This window comes from Citrobacter sp. wls757, assembly GCF_005280935.1.
Taxonomy (GTDB): Bacteria; Pseudomonadota; Gammaproteobacteria; order Enterobacterales; family Enterobacteriaceae; genus Citrobacter; species Citrobacter portucalensis.
The window spans coordinates 160435-164431 of record NZ_SZWU01000034.1; the positions used below are offsets into that span (position 1 = coordinate 160435).

Genomic DNA, 3997 nt, shown 5'->3' on the forward strand with positions numbered 1-3997 from the left:
GGGTTGGCCGTCGTTGGCGTGGCGCTGGGGTTGCAACAACAAACCGCACGCGCAACCGGCGTGCGGTTGCGCCCGCCTGGTGCACTGAGCGAGGAGGCATTCGCCAGCGCCTGCGTACGTTGCGGTCAGTGCGTTCAGGCATGTCCCTATGACACGCTGAAGCTGGCAACGCTGGCCTCCGGGCTGGCGGCCGGTACGCCATATTTTGTCGCCCGTGATATTCCTTGCGAAATGTGTGAGGACATTCCGTGTGCCAAAGTCTGCCCGAGCGGCGCGTTGGACAGGGAAATTGAATCCATTGACGATTCGCGTATGGGGCTGGCGGTACTGCTGGATCACGAAAACTGCCTCAACTATCAGGGACTACGCTGCGACGTTTGCTATCGCGAGTGCCCGAAAATTGATGAGGCGATCACCCTGGAGCTGGACCGCAATATGCGTACCGGCAAGCATGCGCGGTTTATTCCGACCGTGCACAGCGATGCCTGTACCGGCTGTGGGAAATGCGAAAAAGTCTGCGTACTGGAACAGCCAGCAATAAAAGTGCTGCCGCTGTCGCTGGCGAAAGGGGAGTTAGGACACCATTACCGCTTCGGTTGGCTGGAGGGGAACAATGGCAAATCGTAAACGTGATGTCGGGCGTGAAGCGCAGGCAAAAAAAGGATGGTGGAAGAGTCATCGCTGGCTGCTGCTGCGTCGTTTGAGTCAGTTTCTGATACTGGCGATGTTCCTCAGCGGCCCGTGGCTTGGCGTGTGGATCCTGCATGGCAACTACAGTAGCAGCCTGTTGCTGGACGCTATCCCGTTCACCGATCCGCTGATTACTCTGCAAAGCCTGGCCAGCGGGCATCTGCCGGCAACGGTGGCGTTAACGGGAGCAGCTATCATCACGGTGCTGTATGCCCTGGCCGGTAAGCGACTGTTTTGCAGTTGGGTTTGTCCCATGAACCCGGTTACCGATTTAGCCAGTTGGTTGCGCAGAAGGTTTGACCTGAATCAGTCCGCAACCCTGCCGCGCCATATACGGTACGTCCTGCTGGTGGTTATCCTGGTCGGTTCCGCCCTGACCGGTACGCTGTTGTGGGAGTGGATAAATCCAGTCTCTCTGCTTGGACGGAGCCTGGTAATGGGATTCGGTAGCGGAGCGCTGCTGATCCTCGCGCTGTTTTTATTTGATTTACTGGTCGTTGAGCATGGCTGGTGCGGGCATCTTTGCCCACTGGGTGCGCTGTATAGCGTGGTGGGAAGCAAAGGGGCATTAACCGTTTCGGCAAAAGAACGTAACAGATGTAACCGCTGTATGGATTGTTTTCATGTTTGCCCGGAACCGCATGTGCTACGTGCGCCGGTGCTGGATGAGCAAAGTCCGGTGCAGGTAACCAGCCGCGATTGCATGGCCTGCGGTCGCTGCGTGGATGTCTGTTCTGAGGATGTTTTTACAATAACAACACGATGGAGTTCGGGAGCGAAATCATGAAAAGCCATGACCTGATTAAGACGCTGTGTCAATGGACGGCCCTGCTTGCCCTGGTCGTCAGTGGGGCCGTTTGGGCTGCAAATGGAGTGGATCTGAGCCAGTCACCGGAAGTCTCAGGAACACAGGAAGGGGCGATTCGCATGCCGAAAGAGCAAGAGCGCATGCCGCTGAACTATGTGAATCAGCCGCCGATGGTTCCGCATAGCGTTGAAGGGTATCAGGTGACGACTAACACTAACCGCTGCCTGCAATGCCACGGCGTGGAAAGCTATCGCACCACCGGTGCGCCGCGCATCAGTCCGACGCACTTTATGGACAGCGACGGCAAGGTATTGGCTGAAGTTGCGCCGCGTCGTTATTTCTGCCTGCAATGTCACGTTCCGCAGGCTGACGCCGCGCCGATTGTTGAAAATACCTTCACCCCCTCGAAAGGTTACGGGAAATAAGAGGTCATTATGGAAAATTCTAACCGTAAACCAGGCTGGATTAAGCGCGTCTGGCAATGGTGGCGTCGCCCCAGCCGTCTGGCGCTCGGCACGCTGTTGTTAATCGGCTTTGTGGGCGGCATTATTTTCTGGGGCGGCTTTAATACCGGTATGGAAAAGGCCAATACAGAAGAGTTCTGCATTAGCTGTCACGAAATGCGCAATACGGTATACCAGGAATACATGGAAACCGTACACTACAACAACCGCAGTGGTGTGCGAGCGACTTGCCCTGATTGCCACGTCCCGCACGAGTGGGGCCCGAAAATGATTCGTAAGATCAAGGCCAGTAAAGAGCTGTACGCGAAAGCACTGGGGCTGATAGATACACCGCAGAAATTTGAAGACCATCGTCTGACGATGGCGCAAAATGAGTGGCGGCGTATGAAAGATAATAATTCGCAAGAGTGCCGAAACTGTCACAACTTCGAGTTTATGGATTTAACCGCCCAGAAAGGCGTTGCGGCCAAAATGCACGACCAGGCCGTGAAAGACGGGCAAACCTGTATTGACTGTCATAAAGGGATAGCGCACAAACTGCCTGATATGCGCGAAGTCAAACCGGGCTTTTAACAGGATGTAGATAACCAGGTATGCTTGAAGCCAGAGAATTACTTTGCGAGCGAGATGACAGAATACTGTTCAGCAATCTGTCATTTCGCGTCAACGCAGGGGAATGGGTACAAATTACCGGCAGCAACGGCGCAGGGAAAACTACTCTGCTGCGGTTGCTTACCGGGCTGGCGCGTCCCGATGCAGGGGAGGTTTGCTGGCAAGAGCAGCCGCTGCATCACGTGCGGGACAGCTACCATCAGCAACTGCTGTGGATCGGACATCAGCCGGGGATAAAAACCCGGCTTTCGGCGTTGGAGAACCTGCGTTTCTTCCATCATGACGGCGACATTGCACAGTGTCTGGCTGCGCTGGCACAGGCGGGACTTGCCGGATATGAAGATATTCCGGTGAACCAGCTCTCCGCCGGACAACAGCGGCGCGTAGCGCTGGCCCGTTTGTGGCTGACCCGCGCCCGGCTGTGGATCCTCGATGAACCCTTTACCGCCATTGATGTGAACGGCGTTGAGCGACTGACTCAGCGTATGGCGCAGCATACAGAGCAGGGCGGTATTGTTATTCTCACCACCCACCAACCGCTCAATGTCGAAACCGATAAAGTGCGACGTATTGCGCTGACCAGCGAGAGGGCAACGCAATGATGTGGCGAATCTTCCGTTTAGAACTGCGAGTTGCGTTTCGTCATAGTGCGGAAATCGCCAATCCTTTATGGTTCTTCCTGATTGTTATTACGCTGTTCCCCCTGAGCATTGGGCCGGAACCGCAGCTACTGGCGCGCATTGCGCCGGGCATCATTTGGGTTGCGGCGCTGCTGGCGTCATTGCTGGCGCTGGAACGCCTGTTTCGTGATGATCTGCAGGACGGCAGCCTTGAGCAACTGATGCTGCTGCCGTTACCGCTACCGGCCGTGGTGCTGGCGAAAGTGATGGCGCACTGGGTCGTGACCGGCCTGCCGCTGTTGATCCTCTCGCCGCTAGTGGCGCTGCTGCTGGGCATGGATATGTACAGCTGGAAAATTATGGCGCTGACGTTGTTACTCGGAACGCCGACGCTGGGCTTCCTCGGTGCGCCGGGTGTGGGGCTGACGGTGGGCTTAAAGCGCGGCGGCGTGTTGTTAAGCGTGCTGGTGCTCCCGCTCACCATACCCTTACTGATTTTTGCAACCGCCGCGATGGATGCGGCTTCTATGCACTTACCGGTTGAAGGGTACATGGCAATTCTGGGCGCGTTGCTGGTCGGCAGCGCCACGTTAAGCCCGTTTGCCACAGCTGCGGCGTTACGGATAAGCGTGCAGTAACGAGAATTAGATGTGTAGGCCGGGCAAGGTGCTCTGGCACAACGGATTTTAATTTATGGAGTCTGGTGACTGAACTATGTGGAAAACACTTCATCAATTGGCGATGCCCCCTCGGCTCTATCAGATCTGTGGCTGGTTTATCCCGTGGCTGGCGATTGCCAGCGC

Annotated in this window: 6 protein-coding genes and 1 pseudogene; all 7 read left to right on the top strand. The window is 56.1% G+C overall.

The window, feature by feature from the left end; all coding sequences use genetic code 11:
- On the top strand, nucleotides 1-627 hold a 627-nt coding region (gene napG, locus FDW94_RS09185), incomplete at its 5' end, for a ferredoxin-type protein NapG (RefSeq protein WP_249358368.1).
- Nucleotides 614-1477 carry a quinol dehydrogenase ferredoxin subunit NapH gene (napH, locus tag FDW94_RS09190; RefSeq protein WP_137377472.1) on the top strand — a complete coding sequence of 288 codons (864 nt, stop codon included), beginning with the start codon at nucleotides 614-616 and terminating at the stop codon, nucleotides 1475-1477. The genes napG and napH, both read left to right, overlap by 14 nt.
- Nucleotides 1474-1923, top strand: a complete 450-nt coding sequence (gene napB / locus FDW94_RS09195; protein WP_003834627.1) for a nitrate reductase cytochrome c-type subunit — start codon at nucleotides 1474-1476, stop codon at nucleotides 1921-1923. The genes napH and napB overlap by 4 nt, the downstream gene beginning before the upstream one ends.
- Nucleotides 1924-1932: 9 nt before the next feature.
- Nucleotides 1933-2535, top strand: a complete 603-nt coding sequence (napC, locus tag FDW94_RS09200; protein ID WP_003027548.1) for a cytochrome c-type protein NapC — start codon at nucleotides 1933-1935, stop codon at nucleotides 2533-2535.
- A 20-nt stretch (nucleotides 2536-2555) separates the two neighbouring features.
- Nucleotides 2556-3176, top strand: a complete 621-nt coding sequence (gene ccmA, locus FDW94_RS09205) for a cytochrome c biogenesis heme-transporting ATPase CcmA (RefSeq protein ID WP_008785298.1) — start codon at nucleotides 2556-2558, stop codon at nucleotides 3174-3176.
- The gene (gene ccmB / locus FDW94_RS09210) at nucleotides 3173-3832 is read left to right on the top strand and encodes a heme exporter protein CcmB (protein WP_048215891.1); all 660 of its coding nucleotides are present in this window, start codon (nucleotides 3173-3175) and stop codon (nucleotides 3830-3832) included. The genes ccmA and ccmB overlap by 4 nt, the downstream gene beginning before the upstream one ends.
- Nucleotides 3833-3908: 76 nt before the next feature.
- Nucleotides 3909-3997 (top strand): annotated as a pseudogene (locus FDW94_RS24015) (heme ABC transporter permease); the annotation flags it as partial.

Bases quoted from the DNA above. Each gene is read 5' to 3' on its own strand.
- ccmA (WP_008785298.1), top strand. From the start codon at position 2,556: ATGCTTGAAGCCAGAGAATTACTTTGCGAGCGAGATGACAGAATACTG.
- napH (WP_137377472.1), top strand. From the start codon at position 614: ATGGCAAATCGTAAACGTGATGTCGGGCGTGAAGCGCAGGCAAAAAAA.
- napB (WP_003834627.1), top strand. From the start codon at position 1,474: ATGAAAAGCCATGACCTGATTAAGACGCTGTGTCAATGGACGGCCCTG.
- napC (WP_003027548.1), top strand. From the start codon at position 1,933: ATGGAAAATTCTAACCGTAAACCAGGCTGGATTAAGCGCGTCTGGCAA.
- ccmB (WP_048215891.1), top strand. From the start codon at position 3,173: ATGATGTGGCGAATCTTCCGTTTAGAACTGCGAGTTGCGTTTCGTCAT.